Source organism: Enterococcus sp. 9E7_DIV0242 (assembly GCF_002140975.2).
In the GTDB taxonomy this organism is placed as follows: Bacteria; Bacillota; Bacilli; order Lactobacillales; family Enterococcaceae; genus Enterococcus_L; species Enterococcus_L clewellii.
Genome location: NZ_CP147247.1, coordinates 3,972,846 through 3,995,325, shown reverse-complemented (window position 1 = coordinate 3,995,325; position 22,480 = coordinate 3,972,846). Strand labels below are relative to the sequence as shown.

Sequence of the window (22,480 nt, the reverse complement as noted above, 5' to 3'; positions counted from 1 at the left end):
TTATTTGTCTTCCAAAAGAACAATTTTTTCTTTTGGAAAATACAAAGCGATCGTGTCGCCTGCTTCATAAATTTGTTTATCGGTTCCATTAACAAGAAACTTCCCTAGAGGCGTTACTACTTCATATTGGTAACTCTTGCCAAGGAATGTTCGAACCTCTACTTGACCCTTGACAATATTTTCATTTGCGTCTGTGGCGATTTCAATATCCTCCGGACGAATCGTAGCAACTAGTTTAGTAGCCGGTGCTTCCGCATATACCGTTTCAATGGTTACTTCCTGCGCTTGATAGCGGCTGCCTGATACAGGAGCTACTTCAAAGAAATTTTCAAAACCGATAAAATGCGCAACAAATTTTGTTTTCGGATTGCGGTAGATCGTCTCCGGTGTATCATATTGCTCGATCACTCCATTGTTCATGACCGCTACCTTATCAGAAATGGAGAAGCACTCCTCCTGATCATGTGTGACAAAAACGGTCGTGATCCCAAGCTTTTGTTGGATACGTTTGATTTCGATACGCATTTGGACACGTAATTTGGCATCCAAGTTACTCAGTGGTTCATCCAACAAAAGTAATTTTGGTTCAATAACCAAAGCTCGTGCTAATGCGACACGCTGACGCTGTCCGCCTGACAGCTGTTTTGGATAACGGTCCCCAAATTGACCTAACCCGCAAATTTCAAGCATATCGGCTACTTTCTTGTTGATTGTCTCTTTTGATTCTTTACGAAGCTTCAAGCCAAAAGCAACATTTTCAGCAATCGTCAAATGTGGAAACAGCGCATAGCTTTGAAAAACCATTCCGAAATTGCGCTTGTGTACAGGAACCTTAACCAACTCTTGCCCATCTAGAACAAAAGACCCGCCATTCGGTGAAATCAGTCCTGCAATCACACGCAGTGTCGTTGTTTTCCCACAGCCACTAGGTCCCAGTAAAGAAACCAATTCGCCTTTTTCCATAGAGATATTCAGTTGTTCCAATATATTTTGTTTTCCGTCATAACTGACACGAATATTATTCAAATTTACAAAGCTCACAGGTTATCCTCTTTTCTTCATTGTTGAAAGTTTAAGAATTTTTCTAGTTAATAAGCCACTCTATCTTCTAAGAAATAGAGGCCAGCCCCATTGTCTTCTCCACAATGAACATCAACAGAATCGTCAACAGCATAATCATGACTGAAATAGCCGAAACTGTCGGATCATACGTGTATTCGATGTAGCTCAACAAGGAAGTCGGCAGCATCGTCACACCCGGTCCTGAAAGGAACATCGACACAGGGACATTATTAAAAGAATTAACAAAAGCCAACATGAACGCAGCGAAAATCCCTGACGAGACATTCGGCAAAACAATTTTCAAAAAGGCACGAACTCTGGTACAGCCTAAGGTCCAAGCTACCTCTTCAATGGAAAAATCCAATTGCTCCATACTAGAGCCAACAACACGAATAATATAAGGCAAACTGATTAGAAAATGCCCAATCAATAATCCTTGGATCACCGGTAGTCGCAGTTGAATCACAACAAACTGAAACAATGAGTAGCCAACAACGATTCCTGGAATCATCGTCGGTGACAGAAAGAAGCTTTTCAATAGATTCTTTCCTTTCATATTATAACGAGACAGTGCGTAGGATGCAGGTACACCAATCAATAGCGCCAAGAAGGTCGCCCCCATCCCTATTGTAAGACTCAGTTTGAAGCTATTCATAAACGTATCCGATGTCAGTGCCTTTTTATACCAGTCCAATGAAAATTCTTCAATGGGAAACTGGATGGTCGAGGCTTTCCCAAAGGAAGTAACAACGATAACCACTAGCGGTAGGAAAAGAAAAGCAAAAACTAAAATAGCAATCAGGGTCATTCCCTTTTGTTTACGCATGATTCATTTCCCTCCGATCCAAACGGGCCGCCGCCATGTTCAGTACTTTATTCACAACTAATGTCGTAACAATCATTATCAAAGCAATGACACTGGCAGATGTCCAGTCGCCTAAGGTAGATGCTTTTTGGTACAGGAATGTTGCCATCAACATATTTTTATTTCCACCTAACAATTGAGGTGTCGTATAGGCAGTCATCGTGCCTGTAAACACCAGAATACTACCAACGATCACACCTGGTGTGCAAAGCGGTAAAACGATCTTATAAAATGCAGTAAACGGACTTGCGCCTAATGTTTCAGCGGCTTCTAAAGTCTCTCTTTCAATATTTTCCATCACGCCGACAAGTGTCATGATCATGGTAGGAAGAAATAGATACACAGACCCAATAATGATTGAAAACTCAGTATATAGCAGTGTCAATGGTTGGTCGATAATTCCAATCTTCAATAATAAGCTGTTGATTACACCCGATTTCCCAAGGATATTGATCCAAGCGAAGCTTCGAATAACCGAATTCGTCAATAAAGGAAACATGGTCATCGCCATCAACAGGCTTTTCCATTTCTTGCTAACTCCTGCAATAAAATAGGCAGCTGGAATGCCCAACGCAGCCGAAATCAACGTAACGATAACTGATACCTTGATTGTTCGAAAAAGTATTTTCAAATTATAGTCATCTGTCAAAAAATCCACATATGACTGGATACTAATGCCGCCTTCTGTAGAGAAAGTCGGCCAGATACTGTTGACTAAAGGCAGCAGCATGAAAAATAACAATAAAATAATCCCTGGGGTTACAATCAAATACGGAACATTCCGTTTCATTTTACCTCTCCTCATTCGTTTTTCTGTAACATTATAATCAAAAACACGAACATTTTCAATGGATTTTTTCTATTTTTTCATAAAAAATCGATTTTTACCGATGGATGATTAGTATCTCAAACAATTTATTCGTCTTGATTTTTCTTTGTTTTTAGTCAAATTCAATTCTATTTCTAGTATTTAATAACTTTAAAAACCTACAATAACACGCATACAGCTTATTTAACCCGACATTTCGCAATTAATAGTCGGCTGATATACTTACATATTATTTTTCTAACTATGAATCATTAGCAAAACACGAACATTAATCAACGCGAATAACAAAAAATAACAAAATCACTTTCTATTCTTCTGCAAATGATATACTACTGATGGACAAATAAAACCGTTATGTTGCTTAGTGTACTTCCACAACAATACAAAAAAGCAGAACGATCATCTGTGTTGAGATCGTTCTGCTTTTTGAGTTAGCTAAAACAACAATATACATTATTTTAGCCTTTACTCATTAAATTTTATCTACTTGTTCGAAGTCCAGTTCAGTACTTGTTTCACGACCAAACATGTCGATGTTTACTTTCAGTTTTTGTTTCTCTTCATCAATCTCAGTGACTTCTCCTTCTAAACCAGAGAATGCACCTTCGATAATTTGAACCACTTCACCAATTTCTACTTCCAGCTCTGTTTGACGAGCACTCATACCAATAGAACGTAAGATGTGGTTGATTTCTTCTTGTAATAATGGTGCAGGTTTACTACCAGCCCCATGAGAGCCTACAAACCCAGTTACTCCAGGCGTATTCCGAACCACATACCATGAATCATCGGTCATGACCATTTCAACCAACACGTACCCAGGGAATGTTTTATGAACAACTTCCTTTTTCTTACCGTTTTTTTCTTCTGTCGCTGTTTCTTCTGGAACAACGACACGAAAAATGAAATCACCCATGCCCATGCTTTGTGCCCGTGATTCAATATTTGCTTTTACTTTGTTTTCATAACCAGAATACGTATGTAATACGTACCAATTTCTTTCAAAGGTTTCCATTTTCTTTTAGCTCCTTATATTATAGTCAACTCTATTACATTCAATTTTTCAGGAAAATAAAAAAACCTCAGCTTACCCGAAGTTTTTCTAACAGACCTATTATAGCACTCATTTCAGTAAAATTCCAGTTAGAATCAACGAAGAATCCAACCGAAAGCTGTTTGGATCGCTGTATCCATCACAAAGAACAAAATCGCAAACAATACAGTTGTTTCAATAACGATCAATGTATCTTTACGTAGTTGTTTTTTACTAGGCCAAGTAACTTTTTTCATTTCATCTCTGACACTTTTTATAAATTTCATTTCTACTCCTCCAATAATTACTTCGTTTCTTTATGCAATGTATGCTGTTTACAGTATTTACAGAATTTTTTAACCTCTAATCGGCTTCCGTGTTTTCCCTCAGTTATTGCTTTGGAATAATTACGAGAACCGCACACTGAACAGGCAAGAGCTGATTTCTTTACCGCCATAGTTCTTCCTCCTCTGTTCATAAAATCACCTATTAACATTATCACTGATTGCTAAAAAAGTCAATAACCGGTCGTTTTCCCAACTACTCAATCGACTTTCGGATGGCCTCTCCTCAACACACTATTGTTTTTTTTCAAGTTATGTTATTATTGAGCTATCAGAAGTATTTAATTTAAGGAGGGTCAGGCATGCTATTAAAATCTGTCGTTCTCAAAAAGAAAAATCTTACCACTGTTAACGAATCCTGTACATTGGAAGAGGCGTTGAATATCCTTGAAGAATCAGGTTATCGCTGTGTTCCAATTTTGGATGAGTCAGGTAAAATCTTCCGAGGCAACATTTACAAAATGCATATCTATCGACATAAAGCCAATGGTGGAGACATGAATCTGCCAGTCACTTATTTATTAAAAAATGCAACAAAATTCATTTTCGTCAATACGTCGTTCTTCAAAGTGTTTTTCACTATCAAAGAATTACCTTATATTGCTGTATTGGATGAAAACAATCATTTCTATGGTATTTTAACACATAGCACATTACTGAATATTCTGGCACAATCATGGAATATTGAAAGAGGCAGCTATGTACTGACGATCGCTTCGACTGGTAAGCAAGGTGATTTAGCAAGTATCACAAAGATCATCGCTAAACACAGCAGTATTGCTAGTTGTATCACGTTGGATATTGGTGAAGGTGAGTTCATTCGCCGTACATTGATTACACTACCTTCTGAGACATCAGAAGAAAGCTGTACATCTATCGTTGAGCAGCTTGAAAGAAAGAATTTTAAAGTTGTCGAAATTGAAGACCTTAAAAAGTAAACACAGAAGCTTCAGCCGATTTGGCTGAAGCTTCTCTTTAAATCATTTTTAAGACTGTTTTTGATATACTTTCTTCTTACTGATCTAGAGCATCCGCCCTAAAAACGGTCCACTCAGACATTGGTTCTGCTCCTTGTGACACATAAAACTCAAAAGAAGGTTCATTATCATTCAAGCAAGCCCATTCCACTCTTCCAAGACCTTCATCTTTAGCTATTTGGAACATCTTATGAAGAAGCTGTTTACCATAACCTTTTCCACGATAGTGCTCCTCTATATAGATGTCTTCTATATACAATCCAGATCGTCCCAAAAAAGTAGAAAAATTATAGAAGTACACGCAAAAGCCGATTGGTTGTCCGTTGATTAAAGAAAACAGGACTTTTGCTCTTTCTTTTTCAAACAGCCATTTCCTTAAGGTTTCCTCATCCGTCTTTACCTCTTCTAAAAGCCCTTCGTATGCAGCAATCTCTTTGATATACTGCAAAATGAGCGATAGATCCTTCTCTTCTCCATAACGATAGTCCAGCTTTTCCAAATAGATTCACTCCCTATTTTTCCTCACCGATGATACGGACTTCAGTTTCTAAATCAACATCAAATTGTTCTTTAATGACGCTCTGGATATGTGCAATCAATTCAACATAGTCAGTTGCTGTAGCCTGATCGATATTAACAATAAAGCCTGCGTGCTTCTCTGAAATCTGAGCACCGCCCCATTTCAAGCCTTGCAGCCCAGCATCTTGAATCAGCTTGCCAGTGAAATGTCCTACAGGTCTTTTGAACACACTGCCACAAGACGGATATTCCAGTGGTTGTTTAGAAGTTCTCAGTTCTGTCAGCTCATCCATTCGCGCCTTGATTACGGAATGATCACCATGCTTTAATGCAAAAGTAGCCGCAAGAATGATTCCTTTCATCCCCTGAATAGCACTATGGCGATAAGAAAAATCCATTTCCTCTGCGGTCATCTTTTTGATTTCACCACTTGGTAACAAAAAATCCGCAGACTCGAAAACGTCTTTGATCTCTCCATCATAAGCACCGGCGTTCATATAAACAGCTCCGCCGATGCTGCCCGGAATCCCACTGGCAAATTCAAAGCCAGCCAGGTTACTGGCTAAAGCCTCATATGTTGTATCAATCAGTTTTGCTCCGGCAGCAGCAGTAACACGTCCATCTGCAATCGTTACTTCCTTCATTTCCGCAAGCATTACAACCATGCCCCGAATCCCACCATCTCGGACAATCAGATTACTCGCGTTGCCTAGCACCATCCAAGGAACACTATTTTCCTGACAATAAAGAACAATTTGTCGAACTTCCTCTGCCGTTTTTGGAAAACTCAACATATCTGCCGGTCCGCCAGTTTTAGTAAAGGTGAAATTCTTCAAAGGTTCATTAAATAAAATCGTTACTTCCGGTAGTTCATTTTGTATTTTTTCTTTATTCATTGATTGCCGTTTCCTTTCTCTCAAACATCTTTTTCATTCTAGCATGTCCTAAAAGAACTTTCTAGCCTATATAGATCAGGCAAAAGATTTCTTTACACAAGAAGCGGCCTTCTCACATACTTCAGATGTGTTTGAAAAGTTGAGTCATAGCCAAATTATTAAGGAATGTTTCTTTTTATAAAATATGCTTTTGATGATCATGCAGCATTTTCTGACACAGCTCATGGCTTAAAAAGACCTTTTCCTGCTTCAACTGCTCATTACTTTCAGCCTTCACACCAGCTATAAAACTTCTGATCAATGGATCAAACCCTCTTTTTTCTAATGTCGTTACCCAATCACCAAAGCTTTCTTTTTTCGTATCTTCTGCAGTTTGAATCGTTAGTTCAGTCAAATTCTCCAGACAATACGTTCCTTGCAGTGACGTCACTTGATAGGTTTCTGTGTTGGCACCGGAAAGCAAATCCATCGAACAGATAGCCGTTGTTTCTTCTGTCTCCAAATGAAGAAAGGCACGTTGCAGCTCTCCATTTTTCTCTATAATTTTTGTCTGAACCTGTTGAATTGGGCTATCTAATAAATACACGGCTGTATCAATGACATGCAGAAATAAATCATAAATCATAAAGCCAGTATTTCCCGGCGAATTGATTCTGTTCTTCTGTATAATGATCAAGTTTTTATTTTCAATTGCCTTTAATTCCTCAACAAAAGGCGCAAAGCGACGATTGAAAGCAATCATCAAGATCAACTGATTTTCCTTCGCATAGGTCTGAAGCTGCTGGACCTCGGCAAGATTCTCACTTAACGGCTTATCCACACAAACATGGATACCAGCTTTCAACAGCTTATCCACGATCTCAACATGAGCCTCGGTTGCCACATGGACAAAGCACGCCTCGATTCCTTCGTTGATTAGCTCATCAACCGTTTCTACAACATCCTTGAACCCATATCTATTTTGCAAAAGCTCACGTGTTTGTTTATTTCGAGTTGCCAAAATAAATGTTCCTTCATTCCGCAGCTCACTATAAACCGGCAAATACGCTTTCTGAGCGATATTTCCAAGTCCGATCACACCTATTTTCATAAGAACCTCCTCATTTCAGTTAGTATGTCTATTTTACTATATTTCCGCCTTGATTACCTTTGAAGTAGTTAAAAAATCAAAAAGTAGCAGGATCATTGACTACTTCCTACTTTTCGTTACAATGAAAGAATGAAGAGGTGAATAAAATGAAATGTATTTCATGGAATGTAAACGGCTTGAGAGCCGTTGTTAAAAAGAATTTTACCGAGGTGTTTCACGAACTTGATGCAGATTTTTTCTGTCTGCAAGAAACAAAGCTTCAAGAAGGGCAAATCGATATTGAGTTTTCCGGCTATCACCAGTACTGGAACTACGCAGAGAAGAAGGGGTATTCCGGAACAGCTATTTTTGCCAAGGAAGAAGCGCTTAACGCTTCCTATGGAATTGGTATGGAGGAGCACGACAAAGAAGGACGCGTGATCACTTTAGAATACCCTAATTATTTTTTGATTACTTGCTACACACCCAATTCTCAAAATGAGTTGAAACGACTGGATTATCGTATGACTTGGGAAGATGCATTCCGTCAATATCTTGATGGCTTGAAAGCAAAGAAACCCGTGATCGTTTGTGGAGACCTGAATGTGGCTCATCAAAACATCGATTTAAAAAATTGGAAAACCAATCAAAAAAATGCCGGCTTCACGCCTGAAGAACGTCAAAAATTTACCACACTTTTGGATAGTGGCTTCACAGATACTTACCGCTATTTTTATCCGGAAAAAGAAGGGGTTTATTCTTGGTGGAGTTATCGTTTCAACGCACGTAAAAACAATGCCGGTTGGCGTATCGATTATTTCTTAGTTTCAAGCGACCTTAACGACCGACTGGTTTCTGCCACTATTCATACAGAAATTATCGGAAGCGACCACTGCCCTGTAGAAGTAGTTATTGAAGATTTCTAATAGGCTATAATGTTAAATTTTTTTATCATTTCTAATCTACTTGACGATTTCCAGAATAAATCAGTTATAATAAGTAATGTATGAATACGACTGAATAAATGGCAGAAAGATGAATTGCCTTTTTCTAGTAAGGGAAGTATTCAATCTATAAATTTTGTAAAAAAATGATCTGTGGCATCAAGCGAGGCTGTCTCATAGCAACAAACTACGCTAAACGCTTCAATGCTTGTCACATTCTACTTACTATAAAGGAGTCTTTAAGATGAACTTTTATGCGATTGACTTTGAAACTGCTAGCTATGCAAAACATAGTGCCTGTTCTGTTGCCCTAGTAAAAGTTGAAAACAGTAAGATTGTCGGTGAGTATTACTCATTGATCAAACCTGAAACTGATTTTTTCTGGAAAAATATTCAAATCCATGGTATTCGACCTGAAAATGTCGCAGACGCTCCAAAGTTTCCAGATGTATGGAAGCAAATCCAAGCCTGCTTCCATTCAAATAGTCTGGTCGTAGCCCATAATGCCGGCTTTGACTGTGGTGTACTTGCCGGTTGTCTCGACTACTACAATATTGAGCAGCCTAGCTATTTGTCTCTTTGCACAGTAAAAACCAGCCGCAAACTGTTTCCGGAATTTCCCAATCATAAGCTAAATACGGTCTGTGAAAATCTAAATATCCAGTTAGATAATCACCACGATGCATTGGAAGATAGCCGAGCCTGTGCGGAAATCTTACTGCATCAGGAAAAGCTGTTCGGCATGGAACCACTGAAAAAACTAGTTACCCTAAAATAAAAAATCTCTCGTTGCTTTTTTAGCAGCGAGAGATTTTTTTATAGCTCAATTGTCTCTTTTTCCTTTGTGATCATAATAACGCCATCACCTAGTGGAAGTAGTGAAGATGTCAGGTCTGGATGGCTCATCACTGTATCCAAAAATTGGTTCAGCTTGCGATGAATCGCCCGCTTACTTCTTGGGATATCCTCCACTGGTTCAAGAATCGTTCCACCTTGAAAGACATCATCGACCATCAATACACCGCCGACTTTCAATAGCCGCAGACATTCCGGCAAAAATTCGATATATTTTGACTTCGCACTATCCATGAAAATGAAATCATATTGTTCATCTAGCTCAGGCAGGATATCTGCTGCTTGCCCTTCCAACAACGTGACTTTTTCAGTTAAACCCAGACGTTCATACGTCTTTTTCGCTTTTCTGATCATGACATCAAATCGATCGATTGTTGTCACATGTCCATCCTCACCAACATATTGCGCCATCAAGCTGGATGAAAAACCGATTGCTGCACCAATTTCCAATATTTTCTTTGGCTTCAGCTGCCCTAGAAAAAACTGCAGGAACACGACTGTCTCGTGCGGAATAACCGGTATCCCATCACGATGAGCTTCTTCCTCTACAACACCTAATTCACCAGGCAGCTTTTTCTGACGTTCGCGCATAAACGCGACAAGCTCTTCTTTTACGACTGGTCGGTGCATCATTTCATTACGCATTTCTTCCATTCCTTCTTTGTTTAATTATTTCTTGCACAACTTACTCAAAGCTACTTAATAAAGTAGGTCAATGAATTCTTCTTTTTCGATATTTCCAAAGTATTTTTTGACATCGATTGTAGAGACAGCTTCGATAATAGCCTGTTTCTCATAGTTGATGCCGGTCAATTTTTGCTCAACATCGTTGATCTCACCTAAACCAAAGAAATCACCATAGATTTTGATTTCATTGATTAACCCATCCTCAACATTCATACGTACCTCGATGGACCCAATAGGGAAACGATGTCTACGCTCAAGATTGAAAGAAGGTGATTTTCCATAGTTCCAGGCCCAGTTTCTATAGTATTCGTCAGAAATCTGGTTGATTTTTTTCCAATCCTCCTCTGTCAGCTCATAGGTTTTTACGTCATCAACAGAGTCAACACCGAAGATTTTCAGCAGAATATCCTGACGAAATTCTTCCGTCGTCATTTCTTGTTTTTCTTTTGGAAGAAACGGCTTGATATTTGTCACGCGCGAACGAATCGATTTGATTCCTTTTGATTCTATCTTGTCTTTTCTCACCTTCAACGCATTTACCACTTCGTCGATATCACTATCAAACATCAGTGTTCCATGTGCAAACATTCTTCCATCGGTTGCATACATAGCATTACCGGAAAACTTCATTCCGTCGATCACTAAATCATTGCGCCCTTTGAGCTCTGCCCCAGAGACACCTAACTCATGCAATGCCTGAATAATTGGTTTTGTTACCTTTTCAAAATCACGGAAAGAATTGCCATCATCAGGCATGATAAAACTGAAATTCAGATTACCATGGTCATGATAGACAGCACCACCACCACTTAACCGGCGGACAACGTGGATGCCTTTTTCCTCCACGTATTCCTTATTGATTTCTTCGATCGTATTTTGGTTTCGCCCGATAATAATAGATGGATCATTGATATAAAAAAGCAAGATCGGTTCATCCAATGGCATTTCCTTTAATAAATATGTTTCAATTGCAAGATTCACTCGCGGATCATTGTTTTCATTAGGTACAAATATCACTTGATTCAACTCCCCTTCCACTATAATTCAATCACTAAATCTTTTTCAGCTAGAAGTACTGATACTTGATCACCTGCTGCTTTTTGAGCTTGTGCTTTCAGTTCTTCCAAAGAACCATGCTGCGGCAGATGGGTCAAAATCAGTTTTTTGACTCCAGCTGCTTTAGCCAGTTCCCCAGCCTCCTTTGATGTAAAATGTGCATGATGCTTTTCGTTACCTTCAAAAAGATAAGTGTCGGCTAAAAAAATATCTGCCTTTTCAGCAAAGGAAATAAACTCTTCCAAATAACCGGAATCGCCTGTGAAGACAAAAACCTTTCCTGTTTTTTCCTCAACAAATCGCATAGCATAACAAGGGACAGGATGAATGGTCTTCATGAACGTTACTAAAAATGGGCCCAACTTCAATTCCTCTGCTTCAAAATATGGAATTCCTTTGGAGACACCGTCCAGATCTAATGCTGAAAAATGTGAGGCATCCTCAGTATGTCCATAAATAGGTAAAACTGGAACAGGGACCTTTGCAGGATATAGTTGTCGGTAATACTGAAGAACCCCTAAATCTGCAATATGATCATGGTGGTAATGAGACAAAATAACTGCATCCAGTTCAAGGGGATCCATATGTTTTTCCAAATTGATCAATGTCGTACTTCCCGCGTCTAGCAACAAACGAAAGCCTTCAGCTTCCAATAAGTAGGAGCTGGTTCCCTGATCCTTGTATGGATAAGCACCCAGACAGCCTAAAACAGTGATTTTCATATTCTTGCCCTCCTGTTCCATAGTAGGCCCTGTCTGAAAAGCTTGTTCCCCTAATAGTTTTCAGACACGCCCAAATCAATAATTAAATGCTCAAATCTTTTTCATCACGTGCTTCATCATAAAAGCTTGCTAGTGCTACATGGTTGTAAGGGATGACCCACAATAACCCAATACCGATTGCTAATGCACCAACAATGTACCAGCCGACGAAAGACAATTCAAGAAAAACATACTGCTTGAAACGTCCCTTCATTAAATCTAATGCATATTTCAAACTAGTACCGACACCCCAGTCTGGATGATCGATCTTAGTCCAGACAGCAAATTGGAACACGCCGCTGATAAATAGCGAAAGCAACAATAACAGAATTGAGAATGCAAACAGAAACAGAGCAAAAATCACATCAGAAGCCATTTCATTTTGGTATTGTGTAATCGATACTGTATTAAACATCATCCCGAAATAAATGGTTGCTCCATACGTAATCAAAACCGGTAACAAGAAAATCAAGTTAGCCAGCAATTGTACAAAATATTGAACGAGGTTGATCAACAGCATAGGAACATAGTATTCGCCTTTAAAGATGGATAGTACCATCCCTACTTCAATTGAGCGTCCTCTTATAACTTGTAATGCTGCATTGTACAACCCATAAGTCAAGGCGAAGAAAATCAGATTACTCAACACAAAGCTGATAAATCGACCACCAGTACTGTCGCCAGCTACGCCTGTTGTGTTCCCCACCAAGGTACTGACAACTGTCTCAATCAACACGCTAACTAAAACGATCAGGGCCATTGTCCCCCATTTACCGGAAAGTGCCTTTCTGGCTCTCTCTCTGTGCATTGCATTTGTCATTTGATTATTCATAACTTTAAAACTCCTCTAATCTTCTTTTTTAATACTCTTTGATTTTGCGAACCGTTTCTTCATCCAGACGTTTGACAACTTCTGTAACTAGCTTGACTGTATTCAGATAATCATCCTCATGAATGATCGATGTATGAGAATGCAGGTAACGAACAGGAACAGTAATTGCCAAAGAAGGTACACCGTTTCTCGCTAAATGCATTTGTCCGGCATCTGTTCCACCACCCGCAATCACTGTGTATTGGAATGGGATATTGTTTTCTTCCGCTACTTTGATTACGAACTCCTTCAGTTTTTTATGAGGGATCATTGAAGCATCATAAATCAGTATTTGCGGCCCTTCACCCAATACAGAGTCTGCTTCCTCCGGCGTCATTCCCGGTGTATCTCCTGCCGTCCCCGTGTCCAATGCAAAAGAGATATCTGCATCCACTAAGTTTGCACTTGTTCGTGCCCCTCTAAGCCCAACCTCTTCTTGTGCATCACTTCCGGCAAATACAACATTGGGATGTCCGGAAGCCGCCAGATTTTCAAGAACCTTCAACGAAACAGCTGTTCCGACCCGATTATCCCACGCCTTAGCCAGCATAAATTTCGTGTCGTTCATTCTACGGTATTCGATATAAGGTGTAATCATATCTCCTGGTCTGATTCCCCACGCTTTAACCATCTCATCGCTTGAAGCACCAACATCAATGAACATATCTGACATTTCATATGGCTTGTTGCGTACTTCCGGAGTCAGTACATGAGGCGGTTTTGAGCCGATTACGCCATGAAAGATTTTTCCTTCAGTCGTCGTGATCTGTACCTGTTGTGCAAGCATGACCTGCCCCCACCAGCCACCAAGTGTCTGGAATTTGATAAAGCCTTTTTCTGTAATCTGTGTGACCATAAAGCCAACTTCATCCATATGTCCTGAAAAATAAATCTTAGGACCTTCTTTAGCACCCACTCGTTTAGCAATAATGCTACCCAACCCATCGTACATGATTTTATCAGCAAAAGGTTCTGCATGCTTTTTGAAAATAGCTCTTACCTCGTCTTCATTCCCCGGTACTCCATTTGCAGAGACCAACTCGACTAGTAATTCTTCTTCACGTTTATCCACAATAATAGCTCCTCTCAAAAATCTTATCTAAAGTATTATAACATTCATTTCTCATTTAAAAATAGTAAAAGCAACAGCCCCTCTGTTCACTCCCTATGCATAGTACCTCCAACAGCTGATTTCTCCTTTTGAAGTCAAGACCGTCACAACAAGTTGACCTTCACAATAAAAGAAATCCACCCAGTATTTCAGGTAGATTCCACCTTTTCTATAATCCAATAATAGATTCTTGAAGTTAGTACATAATAGACCATATAGATCAGTATGAGCAGACCACAGGAAATATACGCCAATCGATAGCCTGAGCTTGGAACCAGCTGATTGAACAAACGGACTGCAAAAAAGGCATGCAAAATCCCAAGAAACATAGGCAAAAAGAAAATGATCCGATTTTGCCGATAAACAAGCCGACGAATTTGCTTTTGCGGAATCCCCAATCGCTCAAGTAAACGATAGGTTCCTCGTTCTCTTTCAGCCTCGGCAAACTGTCGAACCATCAACACACTACCGGAGATGATCAGGGCAAAAATACCCAAAAACAGAACGATATAAATCAATGCACCTAAAAGCTTGCGGCTGTATACCAACTCTGTCGTGCGACTGGTATAATTCAATGTCCAGCTCTCACTTTCATTCCCAGACGCTTCACCTTCTGTCTTCTTCGGCTTCTCTGATACATATCCAGAGAGTCCCGCCTTCGCCTGATTCAATTCATAATACATTGGAAACTGCCATTCTTTAGCAAAATTTTGAGAAATCTGTTCTGCGATGGTGCTGTTTTGATCTTCTAGCACATTGAATGCCGTTAAACGGTAAGACACAGCATCCTTCACTTGGTCGAACAGCTTATCTGGTACAATCAACGTCGGACGATTATACCGGAGTAATGTATCTCCCAGATAGTCTGGAATAGTGTCAGTCACTTCGACCGTTATTCCTCCAAGTAATTGAAATACGGAATCATACTTCGCTATGGATTGCGTTCGTGGGGCCAATAGTACTGCCTGATTGTTTCCATTAAATGCAATAGTCTTCAAATAAGGATTGATTTGCTGATATTCTTTGTAATTTGTCAACGAAAGAATATTAATGGGTTCAAGAATTGTCATTTCTTCTTTGCTGAGATAATAACGGTACACTCCTCCAACAGCCTTAAAGTGCAACTCGACCGATTCGGTAACTGCCTTTTTCTGATCGATATGCGCCATTATAGGCTCATATAGAGCACTGTTAACGATAAAGTCTGTAGGATTCGTCGCATTGACATTATCCATACCCAAGGTGTAAAAAGATGCCGAACCGCCGATTATCCCCAATGAACAGGCAATAAATATGGTGATTGTGGTCAATGTATTGCTTCCCTTGTACAAATGCAACCGCGTATTTCCGGCAACCAGCATGGACAACCCTTGATAATAGCCCCCTTTTTTCCTAATAAATAAATGGATAAAAATATGAATCGTGTATTTAAAAATCAAATAGGTGCCAACCGCACAAAGACCAATCAAAACAAAGGGCAGCAGTAGAAACCCTAAGGTCCCAACAGTTTCATCAAATAAAAACGAAAGGACATTCATAGAAATAAAATAGCTGAACAGGATCAATGCGACCCCAACCGTACCTAGAGCTGCTTGTCGAACCGTCAATTGCTTGGCTTCAATGACCGGCTGATCCTCTTGCTTAAAAAAACCGGATAAACGATAGGAGTATATCAAATAACTGCTATGCAATGAAACAAAGAACAACAGCAATAGAAAAACGAGCACAGTATCTACTATAGAAGGGATCGAAAAATTTATCGAACTTTCCACATTTAAAACCATCACTTTAATCAAAATCATGGAAAACAGCTTCGAGAAAATAATACCGAAAAAAATGCCGATGATTAACGCGGCTATACCAAGACTATAAATTTCCGAAAAAAACAATCCCGCAATCTGTCTTTTCTTCATACCAATCAATTGATAAATACCAATTTCCTTTGCTCGTCGCATAAAGAAAAAACGATTGATCGTAAACATGAAGCTCAAGATCATTACCGCAATCAACAATGCGCCAAAGCTTAGAAATGCTTTCAGACTAACCTCACTACCAACACTTTTCAACAAAACCTTATCATAGGTAATTGCATTGAAGCTATAGTAGATGGCAACGGCAAAAATCATTCCTACCAGATAAACCACATAATGATAATATTGTGAACGAACACTTTTCCAAGAAAGCTTAGAAAGCATCAAATCGTTTGCCACCTCCGATCGTTGCCTGCATATCGATCACTTGATTGAAAAACTCTTCTCGCGGCCCTTGACGAACGACTTCTGAAAAGAATGCACCATCTTTGATAAAGATAATCCGATTGCAGTAGCTGGCAGTATAAGGATCATGTGTGACCATGATGATTGTTGCATCATCTTGTTGGTTGATATCCGTCATATACTGCAACAGCTCTGCGGCAGATTTAGAATCCAACGAGCCCGTCGGTTCATCTGCAAAGATAATTTTAGGCGCTGTAATCAATGCACGTGCAGCCGCAGCTCGCTGCTTTTGACCAATTGAAATGGCTGTGGGATAAGAGTCTAAGATCCCTTCAATATTCAAGATACCCGCTACTCTACTCAACCTCGTCTCCATTTCCTTCACCGATATATGGTCAACAGCCAGAGGAAATAAAATGTTGTCCTTTATATTCAGAGATTCCACAAGATTGAAGTCCTGAAAAATGAACCCAATTTCCTTCCTCCGAAAATCACTCAGCTGATTGCTTCTCATCTCCAGAATGCTTTTTCCATTTATTTTTACACTACCAGCCGAAGGGAGTTCTATTGTCGAAATAACATTTAAAAGGGTGGATTTCCCTGCACCGCTAGGACCCATGATTCCAACAAATTCTCCTTTCTCTACAGAGAAAGAGAGGTTATCCAAAACAGTGGCCTTGTTTAGTAGATACCCATAAGATTTACTAATATGTTGAACATCAATAATTTTTTTCATTACTTCTCCGCCTATCGCATGTATTGCTTTTATTTTACCAATATTTTTTGCTACTGAACATTTTTTCGTATGTTTGCATCTATCACTTTTGTAAGAACATCTATTTTTGAACATTTATTCACATAATTATTGTCGAAATACAAACAATATCGCATGAATTTATTTATTTTCCTAAGTAGTTCAACTAAAAATAGCAGAATGTCATCAATCCATTTTCTTGCTCGGAATTCTCAAAAAATTAATTTTGTCATTGAATGTATTTCAACAGTTTTTTTTCAACATGACGAATTCTTTCAAACCTTTATAAGACTTGTTTTCATAGTATTTTCAGGAAGACTACACACAATATATAGATGTTTTTCGCTGTTTTTTTTAAAAAATAACACTATATATAGGTTGAAAGAAAAAAGGAATTGTTTTATGATAGATGAGGAATAAGTCATCGAGGAGTTGGGAAATTTATGATGGAAATAGGACAAAAAGATTCATTAAGTAGTACTGCTTCATCTCTATACGATATCAAGATTATCAAAAGAGATGGGCGATTGGTTGATTTTGATGACCAAAAAATCTATGATGCTTTGATCAAAGCTGAACAAAAAATTCATGGAAGACTGGAACCTTTGGCACATGAACGTATCCAAGAAATTGTTGAACGTGTCGATCAGGAAATTTCAGAACGTTTTACTTCTAATGTAAAGATTTATGAAATTCAAAACGTGGTTGAACACATCCTATTGGAAAGAAACGAATACGCACTTGCAGAAGAATACATCAATTACCGTACTCGTCGTGACTTCGAGCGAAGCAAAGCAACCGATATCAACTTTACTATCGGTAAGCTATTAAACAAAGATCAAACAGTGGTCAACGAAAATGCCAACAAAGACAGTGATGTTTTTAACACGCAAAGAGACTTGACTGCGGGGATCGTTGGTAAATCAATCGGCCTGAAAATGCTGCCGGCTCATGTAGCAAACGCCCATCAAAAGGGGGATATCCATTACCATGATTTGGATTATCATCCGTATACACCAATGACTAACTGTTGTTTGATCGACTTTAAAGGGATGTTAAACAATGGGTTTAAAATCGGCAATGCCGAAGTGGAGTCTCCAAAATCAATTCAAACAGCCACGGCACAAATCTCACAGATTATCGCTAATGTGGCTTCCAGTCAATACGGCGGTTGTTCTGCTGACCGTGTCGATGAGCTATTGGCTCCATTTGCCGAATTGAACTATTTCAAACACCTAGAGGATGCGAGAGAATGGATCGATGGTGAAGAACGTCAGGAAGAATACGCAAAAGCAAAAACTAGAAAAGATATCTATGATGCGATGCAAAGTCTGGAATATGAAATCAATACATTGTTTACTTCAAATGGACAAACACCATTCACTTCTCTTGGTTTTGGTCTTGGAACAAGCTGGTTTGAACGTGAAATCCAAAAAGCGATTTTACAAATCAGAATCAACGGTCTAGGTAGCGAAAAACGTACAGCTATTTTTCCAAAACTGATTTTCACACTGAGAAGAGGCGTGAACCTGAATGCTGAAGACCCTAACTATGATGTGAAACAGTTAGCATTAGAGTGTGCAACAAAAAGAATGTATCCAGATGTTTTGAGCTATGATAAATTGATCGAACTGACAGGAAGCTTCAAAGTTCCAATGGGTTGTCGTTCCTTCCTACAAGGCTGGAAGGATGAAGATGGCGAAGAAATCAACGTTGGTCGAATGAACCTTGGGGTAGTCACATTAAACCTGCCAAGAATTGCATTGGAGTCACAAGGTAATATTGATAAATTCTGGTCCTTATTAGAAGAACGTCTGGAAATCATGAAGGATGCATTGGTCTATCGTGTAGAACGCTGTAAAGAAGCAACCCCTGCGAACGCACCAATTCTTTATATGTATGGTGCCTTTGGAAAACGTTTATCAAGAAAAGATTCAGTCAATGAGCTGTTTAAAAACAAACGGGCAACCGTTTCTATGGGTTATATCGGTCTTTACGAAGTTGCTGCGGCTTTCTTCGGTGGCGAATGGGAAAACAATCCAGAAGCGAAAGAGCTGACTCTTGATATTCTAAAATTCTTGAAAGCACACGCAGACGAATGGGGCAATAATTATGGCTATCATTTCAGTGTCTATTCGACACCTAGTGAAAGCTTAACAGACCGCTTCTGCCGTCTTGATACAGAAAAATTTGGCTCTGTTGAAAATATCACTGATAAGGACTATTACACAAATAGCTTCCATTATGATGTACGTAAAAATCCTACACCGTTTGAAAAACTGGACTTTGAAAAAGATTACGCGCAGTACACTTCCGGTGGTTTCATTCACTATTGTGAATACCCTGTGTTGCAGCAAAATCCGAAAGCTCTCGAATCTGTTTGGGATTATGCCTACGATCGTATTGGCTACCTAGGAACGAACACACCAATCGACCACTGCTATGAATGCGATTTTGAAGGTGATTTCCAACCAACAGAACGTGGTTTTGAATGTCCGCAATGTGGCAACCATGATCCAAAATCATGTGATGTTGTAAAAAGAACATGTGGTTATTTAGGAAATCCACAAGCACGTCCGATGGTTCATGGACGACATAAAGAAATTTCCTCTCGTGTGAAACATATGAAATAAAACAATGTTGGGACAAAACCTCTTCTAGCTTCCAAGGTCGTAGCGAAGCGAGACCCGTAGGCGCAGAAGCAGTTTTTGTCCCACTATTTTTTCAGCCTTGTGGGATGAGGAATTTTTTCTTTCCCTTTTCCATAGGACAGGAATCTTAAAGAAAAGTCGCGAATGCTTCTCTCGGCTTGTCTTTATCATGCATTATCATTGTATAGAACTGAATAAATGGTGTACCCAAAGCAGCTACTTGATGCTTGTAGCTAAGCGCTTTTGTCATACCCTCATACCAAGAAGCAATAAACGCGGAAGCCTCCCTCTTTTGATTAGAAGACTTCCCCTGGACTCTCAAATTTTCTTGCATCATTTTTGTGTAAAGAGAGTCAATGAAAGGATGATCACGCAATGAACAATCCGCACCCAAAAGAATGGCGCGCACAAGATTATAGTCAAAACTATATTGCAGATTACAAAGCATTCAACTTTGTTGACGGAGAAGGTGTTCGAAATAGCCTTTACGTCAGTGGTTGCCTGTTTGCCTGCGAAGGATGCTTTAATAAAGCTGTCCAAAATTTTCGTTATGGCAAACCTTTCACACAAGAGTTGGAAGACACAATCATCGAAGATTTGTCACACGATTATGTCCAAGGAATGACCCTCCTTGGTGGAGAGCCTTTTTTAAATACCGAAGTATGTCTGAAGGTCGTTGACCGCATTCATCAAGTATTCGGTGATAAAAAGGATATCTGGTCATGGACCGGTTACACCTTTGAAGAGCTGTTATTGGAAACACCGGATAAGCTTGAGCTGCTTGATAAAATTGACGTTTTAGTAGATGGACGTTTTGAACTAAGCAAGCGCAACCTTAACCTGCAATTCAGAGGCAGCAGCAATCAACGGATCATTGATGTAAAAAAATCGCTGGCCATAGGCGAAGCCGTGATTTGGGATAAGTGTCATGATGCCGAAACCTCTTACGAACAAATCAAAAAATCCGAGCTGATTTAAGCTCGGATTTTTTTCAAACAAAGTTCTTATTATGTTAGTAAGTAATACATACTGTCTTCTAGTTACTCACACTTCTTTTCAAAAATTATTGAGTGACTGTCCTCAGCATATCGCTTCTTTCCTTTTTTTCTAAACCCGCATTTTTCGTAAAACTGGTGGTTACTTACTGAATAATCCGGTGTTTCCAGTACCCACGTTTTGCACGCTACCTGCTTTTCTATCAGCTGCCAGGCCATTGTACCAAAGCCTTGACCGATGTATTCTGGGAACAAACAGAATTTTTCTACAGTTCCTGTCATTCCCTCTATACAAAAGCTAAGACAGCCGATCCGCTGCTGGTCTGCTACAATGATATAGTTCGTCAGCCCAACTGTTGACAGCATCTTCTCAGCTAATGTTCCATCATTATATCCCGGCGGGCCGTCTTCCTCTGTATCCGTTCGATGGCGAGCTGTATCGAAATTGAAAGCCACTATCATTACTTCAGTCAACCACTCTTTATCTAACGCCATTGCTTTTTCAAAATGCAACCCCATATTTTTTACTCCTTCTATCCTCGTCATTTTATCTAAGGACTATGTATCTTCTGATTCTTGATAATCCACTTTTTCCCATAAAGGCAAAGTGATGTTCTCATAAGTTAACGGATCCAACGTGGTCAAAGTAATCCCCAACAATCGAATGCCTTTTTCCAAGCCTCCAACTTCTTCCCAAATAAGTTTTGCCTGATAGAAAAGCTCTTCTTTTGCCAAAATGTAATTAGGTAATGTTTTCCTTTTAGTAATCGTCGAATAATCTGTATAACGAACCTTCAATACAATTGTTTTCCCATGTCTCTGTACGCGTCGAAGAGACTGCTCCACCTTGTCTGCTAATATCCGCAACTGTGTAGTCACTTCATTTTCCGTTGCCAAAGGTGTGCCATATGTATGCTCTTTACCGACTGACTTTCGATCTCTCGTGATGTTGACTGGCGAATCATGAATACCTCGTACCTTCCTGTATAAAGAATAACCCATTTTACCGAAATGACGGATCAAAGCCATTTCATCCATATTATACAAATCTTCACCAGTGTAAATCCCCAGCTCATTCATTTTAGGAACCGTCTTCTTGCCAATCCCATGAAATTTCTCGATAGGAAGTGCCTTTAAAAATCCTTCTGCTTCATCCGGCAGAATCACGGTCAATCCTTTAGGCTTTTGAAAATCAGAAGCTAGCTTCGCTAAGAATTTATTATAACTGACACCGGCAGAACAAGTCAGCTGCAGCTCTATCCAAATATCGTGTTGGATCAGCTTCGCAATTTTGATTGCAGATTTGCTGTTGATTTTATTCTCTGTTACATCTAAATAAGCTTCATCAATTGAGACAGGCTCAATAATATCTGTATACCGTCGAAAAATCTTTCGAATCTGCTGAGATATCTCCGTATACTTCTGATGATTCCCTTCTTTGAATATCGCTTCAGGACAAAGCTCGAATGCTTTTAGTGCACTCATTGCAGAATGGATCCCATACTTTCTCGCCTCATAGTTTGCCGTAGTAACAACGCCTCGTCCTCCTGTATCACTGGGATGACGCGCAATAACTAAAGGGTGACCGACAAGCTCCGGATGATCCCGCTCTTCTACAGAAGCAAAAAAAGCGTCCATATCGATATGAATAATTTTTCTTGACGTATCTTTTTTTAATGGAAATCGCAATTCACTCATCTTTCCTGCCTCCCTTACCTTCTATTATAAACGAACATTTGTTCATATTCAATCTAGTCGAACTTTAACTATGAGCATCACGAAAGGCGGAATGAGCTTGAACAGCTTACGTACAATAAGACTGAAATTATGGAACATCTATAATGATTTAGTCCAAGAATTACAATTAGTTATAAATAAAAAAGCAGAGTATAGGTCACACAGGCCCATACTCCACTAACTAAAAGCTATTCAAAAAGCATTTTGTCTTTAACAAAGCTGGTGTGCCTCACGGTAATTCTCCGTTC

General features: G+C 39.4%; 23 protein-coding genes. 5 read left to right on the top strand and 18 right to left on the bottom strand.

Annotated features, from left to right (window positions below; translation table 11 throughout):
• The 6 genes from A5888_RS18695 to rpmG all read right to left on the bottom strand — a co-directional run bounded on the left by A5888_RS18695 (position 1) and on the right by rpmG (position 4,246).
• Positions 1-1,041 carry an ABC transporter ATP-binding protein gene (locus tag A5888_RS18695; protein ID WP_086351145.1) on the bottom strand — a complete coding sequence of 347 codons (1,041 nt, stop codon included), beginning with the start codon at positions 1,039-1,041 and terminating at the stop codon, positions 1-3.
• A 67-nt stretch (positions 1,042-1,108) separates the two neighbouring features.
• The gene (locus A5888_RS18690) at positions 1,109-1,888 is read right to left on the bottom strand and encodes an ABC transporter permease (protein WP_086351146.1); all 780 of its coding nucleotides are present in this window, start codon (positions 1,886-1,888) and stop codon (positions 1,109-1,111) included.
• A complete protein-coding gene (locus tag A5888_RS18685) occupies positions 1,881-2,717 on the bottom strand; it encodes an ABC transporter permease (protein WP_086351147.1) in 837 nt (278 codons plus the stop codon). The genes A5888_RS18690 and A5888_RS18685 overlap by 8 nt, the downstream gene beginning before the upstream one ends.
• Positions 2,718-3,228: 511 nt before the next feature.
• Positions 3,229-3,771, bottom strand: coding sequence for a transcription termination/antitermination protein NusG (gene nusG / locus A5888_RS18680; protein ID WP_339101778.1), 543 nt, complete (start codon positions 3,769-3,771; stop codon positions 3,229-3,231).
• Between the two features lie 134 nt (positions 3,772-3,905).
• The gene (secE, locus tag A5888_RS18675) at positions 3,906-4,076 is read right to left on the bottom strand and encodes a preprotein translocase subunit SecE (RefSeq protein ID WP_086348963.1); all 171 of its coding nucleotides are present in this window, start codon (positions 4,074-4,076) and stop codon (positions 3,906-3,908) included.
• A 17-nt stretch (positions 4,077-4,093) separates the two neighbouring features.
• On the bottom strand, positions 4,094-4,246 hold the full coding sequence (gene rpmG / locus A5888_RS18670) for a 50S ribosomal protein L33 (protein ID WP_086348962.1): 153 nt from the start codon (positions 4,244-4,246) through the stop codon (positions 4,094-4,096).
• Between the two features lie 189 nt (positions 4,247-4,435).
• Between rpmG and cbpA the strand changes: the two genes are divergently transcribed.
• Complete coding sequence (cbpA, locus tag A5888_RS18665) at positions 4,436-5,071, top strand: cyclic di-AMP binding protein CbpA (protein ID WP_086348961.1); 636 nt, start codon at positions 4,436-4,438, stop codon at positions 5,069-5,071.
• Positions 5,072-5,147: 76 nt separating this feature from the next.
• Here the strand turns inward: cbpA and A5888_RS18660 are convergent, their stop codons facing one another.
• From A5888_RS18660 to A5888_RS18650, 3 genes are all read right to left on the bottom strand, one after another.
• The gene (locus tag A5888_RS18660; protein WP_086348960.1) at positions 5,148-5,609 is read right to left on the bottom strand and encodes a GNAT family N-acetyltransferase; all 462 of its coding nucleotides are present in this window, start codon (positions 5,607-5,609) and stop codon (positions 5,148-5,150) included.
• 13 nt (positions 5,610-5,622) lie between these two features.
• Positions 5,623-6,525 carry a UDP-N-acetylmuramate dehydrogenase gene (murB, locus tag A5888_RS18655; protein WP_086348959.1) on the bottom strand — a complete coding sequence of 301 codons (903 nt, stop codon included), beginning with the start codon at positions 6,523-6,525 and terminating at the stop codon, positions 5,623-5,625.
• Between the two features lie 175 nt (positions 6,526-6,700).
• Entirely contained in the window at positions 6,701-7,615 is a 915-nt protein-coding gene (locus A5888_RS18650) for a Gfo/Idh/MocA family protein (RefSeq protein ID WP_086348958.1), read from the bottom strand.
• A 146-nt stretch (positions 7,616-7,761) separates the two neighbouring features.
• Between A5888_RS18650 and A5888_RS18645 the strand changes: the two genes are divergently transcribed.
• The gene (locus A5888_RS18645; RefSeq protein ID WP_086348957.1) at positions 7,762-8,520 is read left to right on the top strand and encodes an exodeoxyribonuclease III; all 759 of its coding nucleotides are present in this window, start codon (positions 7,762-7,764) and stop codon (positions 8,518-8,520) included.
• A gap of 262 nt (positions 8,521-8,782) precedes the next feature.
• Positions 8,783-9,316, top strand: coding sequence for a 3'-5' exonuclease (locus A5888_RS18640; RefSeq protein WP_086348956.1), 534 nt, complete (start codon positions 8,783-8,785; stop codon positions 9,314-9,316).
• A 38-nt stretch (positions 9,317-9,354) separates the two neighbouring features.
• Here A5888_RS18640 and A5888_RS18635 read toward each other — a convergent pair whose 3' ends face one another.
• The 7 genes from A5888_RS18635 to A5888_RS18605 form a co-directional block, all read right to left on the bottom strand.
• Positions 9,355-10,038: an O-methyltransferase gene (locus A5888_RS18635; RefSeq protein WP_086348955.1), complete on the bottom strand. Its 684-nt coding sequence runs from the start codon at positions 10,036-10,038 to the stop codon at positions 9,355-9,357.
• A gap of 54 nt (positions 10,039-10,092) precedes the next feature.
• Positions 10,093-11,097, bottom strand: coding sequence for a lipoate--protein ligase (locus A5888_RS18630; protein WP_086348954.1), 1,005 nt, complete (start codon positions 11,095-11,097; stop codon positions 10,093-10,095).
• 20 nt (positions 11,098-11,117) lie between these two features.
• On the bottom strand, positions 11,118-11,858 hold the full coding sequence (locus A5888_RS18625) for an MBL fold metallo-hydrolase (protein WP_086348953.1): 741 nt from the start codon (positions 11,856-11,858) through the stop codon (positions 11,118-11,120).
• An 82-nt stretch (positions 11,859-11,940) separates the two neighbouring features.
• A complete protein-coding gene (locus tag A5888_RS18620; RefSeq protein ID WP_086348952.1) occupies positions 11,941-12,729 on the bottom strand; it encodes a DUF975 family protein in 789 nt (262 codons plus the stop codon).
• A gap of 28 nt (positions 12,730-12,757) precedes the next feature.
• Positions 12,758-13,840 carry a M42 family metallopeptidase gene (locus tag A5888_RS18615; RefSeq protein WP_086348951.1) on the bottom strand — a complete coding sequence of 361 codons (1,083 nt, stop codon included), beginning with the start codon at positions 13,838-13,840 and terminating at the stop codon, positions 12,758-12,760.
• A 188-nt stretch (positions 13,841-14,028) separates the two neighbouring features.
• The gene (locus A5888_RS18610) at positions 14,029-16,074 is read right to left on the bottom strand and encodes an ABC transporter permease (protein WP_086348950.1); all 2,046 of its coding nucleotides are present in this window, start codon (positions 16,072-16,074) and stop codon (positions 14,029-14,031) included.
• Positions 16,064-16,831: an ABC transporter ATP-binding protein gene (locus tag A5888_RS18605; RefSeq protein ID WP_339101777.1), complete on the bottom strand. Its 768-nt coding sequence runs from the start codon at positions 16,829-16,831 to the stop codon at positions 16,064-16,066. Before A5888_RS18605 ends, A5888_RS18610 begins: the two co-directional genes overlap by 11 nt.
• 461 nt (positions 16,832-17,292) lie before the next feature.
• On the opposite strand from A5888_RS18605, the gene nrdD reads away from it, so the two are divergent.
• Together nrdD and nrdG are read left to right on the top strand one after the other, a co-directional pair.
• Entirely contained in the window at positions 17,293-19,482 is a 2,190-nt protein-coding gene (nrdD, locus tag A5888_RS18600; protein WP_086348948.1) for an anaerobic ribonucleoside-triphosphate reductase, read from the top strand.
• 393 nt (positions 19,483-19,875) lie between these two features.
• Entirely contained in the window at positions 19,876-20,478 is a 603-nt protein-coding gene (gene nrdG, locus A5888_RS18595; protein ID WP_086348946.1) for an anaerobic ribonucleoside-triphosphate reductase activating protein, read from the top strand.
• Between the two features lie 62 nt (positions 20,479-20,540).
• Here nrdG and A5888_RS18590 read toward each other — a convergent pair whose 3' ends face one another.
• Both A5888_RS18590 and dinB read right to left on the bottom strand, forming a co-directional pair.
• Entirely contained in the window at positions 20,541-21,014 is a 474-nt protein-coding gene (locus A5888_RS18590; RefSeq protein ID WP_170924760.1) for a GNAT family N-acetyltransferase, read from the bottom strand.
• A gap of 39 nt (positions 21,015-21,053) precedes the next feature.
• On the bottom strand, positions 21,054-22,193 hold the full coding sequence (dinB, locus tag A5888_RS18585) for a DNA polymerase IV (protein WP_086348944.1): 1,140 nt from the start codon (positions 22,191-22,193) through the stop codon (positions 21,054-21,056).
• Between the last annotated feature and the right edge of the window lie 287 nt (positions 22,194-22,480).